Origin of the sequence: Histophilus somni, assembly GCF_014202395.1 — a bacterium.
In the GTDB taxonomy this organism is placed as follows: Bacteria; Pseudomonadota; Gammaproteobacteria; order Enterobacterales; family Pasteurellaceae; genus Histophilus; species Histophilus somni.
The window spans coordinates 1-1,521 of the sequence record NZ_JACHGQ010000025.1 but is presented as its reverse complement, the minus strand read 5'-3'; the positions used below and the strand labels follow the sequence as shown (position 1 = coordinate 1,521).

General features: G+C 38.7%; 2 protein-coding genes. One reads left to right on the top strand and one right to left on the bottom strand.

All coding sequences use genetic code 11. The features are described 5' to 3' along the window. A partial coding sequence (tnpA, locus tag HNR69_RS09470; protein WP_183405678.1) for an IS200/IS605 family transposase occupies nt 1-291 on the bottom strand: 291 nt, incomplete at its 3' end. Between the two features lie 46 nt (nt 292-337). On the opposite strand from tnpA, the gene HNR69_RS09465 reads away from it, so the two are divergent. After that, nucleotides 338-1,474 (top strand): RNA-guided endonuclease InsQ/TnpB family protein, encoded by a 1,137-nt coding sequence (locus HNR69_RS09465; RefSeq protein WP_075319813.1) that lies wholly within the window; start codon nt 338-340, stop codon nt 1,472-1,474. The last annotated feature ends 47 nt before the right edge of the window (nt 1,475-1,521 follow it).

Here is a 1,521-nt window from a genome sequence, read left to right as displayed (position 1 = left end):
ATAGTTTTTCTTTCTAATCATTCTGCTTGAAACGCCTTTTAAACTGTTCACAAGGTTTGATATAGCCACTTTCGGTGGATATTCAACAAGTAAATGAACGTGATCGTCTTCGCCATCAAATTCTACTAATTTTGCTTCAAAATCCGAACAGACGGATTCAAAAATCGCTTTTAAGTCATCAAGAATAAATTTAGTAAAAACTTCTCTGCGATATTTAGTCACGAAAACTAAATGAACGTGTAAGTTAAAAACAACGTGGCGACCACGTCTAATCTCTGTTTCTTTTTTCATAGACCAAGTGTAGAATAATAACAATCTTTGTATTCTAATTTGTGCAATGTTACTCCGTAAAGCCTTTAAATTTGAAATCAGACCGAATGGTGAACAAATCCGTAAAATCAAGCAGTTTTGCGGTTGTTCCCGTTTTGTGTTTAATCGAGCGTTAGCTTGGCAGAACGAGCAATATGAACAAGACAATAATCAAAAATTCAGCTATTCAAAATTAACATCTCTACTTCCGCAATGGAAAAAAGAGTTAGGTTGGCTCAAAGAATGCCATTCTCAAGTGCTTCAACAGTCGTTAAAAGACCTTGAAAGTGCGTTCAAAAATTTCTTTCAGAAACATTCAAGTTTCCCAAAATTCAAGAAAAAAGGCGTAAAAGAGAGCTTTCGTTTTCCGCAAGGCTGCAAAATTCAGCCACAAAACGACCGCTTGTATCTGCCGAAAATCGGTTGGGTTCGCTATCGTAATAATCGTGAAATTGTGGGCGAAGTGAAAAATGTGACCGTCAGCCAAAAGTGCGGTCGCTTTTTTGTGAGTATTCAAACGGAATTTGAACAGGAAAGACCGACACATAAAGGCGGAGAGATTGGCATTGATATGGGTGTTGCACGCTTTGCGACCCTGTCTAATGGCGAATTTTTTGAGCCGTTAAATGCATTCAAAACCTATAAAGGTAAGTTGGCAAAACTGCAAAAACGGCTCAAAAATAAAGTGAAGTTCAGTAAAAACCGGCAAAAACTGAAAGAAAAAATCGGCAAATTACACCATAAAATTGCTAACTGCCGAAAAGATTTTTTGCACAAAATCTCAACTCAAATCAGCAAAAACCACGCAATGATCTATGTTGAAGATTTGCAAGTTGCGAATATGTCCAAATCGGCAAAAGGCACAGCGGAAGAACACGGTAAAAATGTGAAACAGAAATCAGGCTTAAACCGTGCGATATTAGATCAGTCTTGGTTTGAGTTCAGACGACAACTGGGCTATAAAACGCAATGGCTGGGCGGATTTTTAGTTGCCGTACCAGCACGAGATACCAGTCGTGCTTGCCCTTGTTGCAACCATACCGCAAAAGAAAATCGCCAAACACAGGCAAATTTTGAATGTGTAGAATGTGGCTATACAGAAAATGCCGATGTAGTAGGAGCAATGAATGTTCTCACACGTGGGCAAGCAATAGTCCAAGCATAATAAATATCAGGGTAGGACATACCCGAAGCGTCTATGAAGTGAATCTC

What these genes read in the sequence shown, in the direction of transcription:
- HNR69_RS09465 (WP_075319813.1), top strand. Translation starts at nt 338, where the DNA reads ATGTTACTCCGTAAAGCCTTTAAATTTGAAATCAGACCGAATGGTGAA.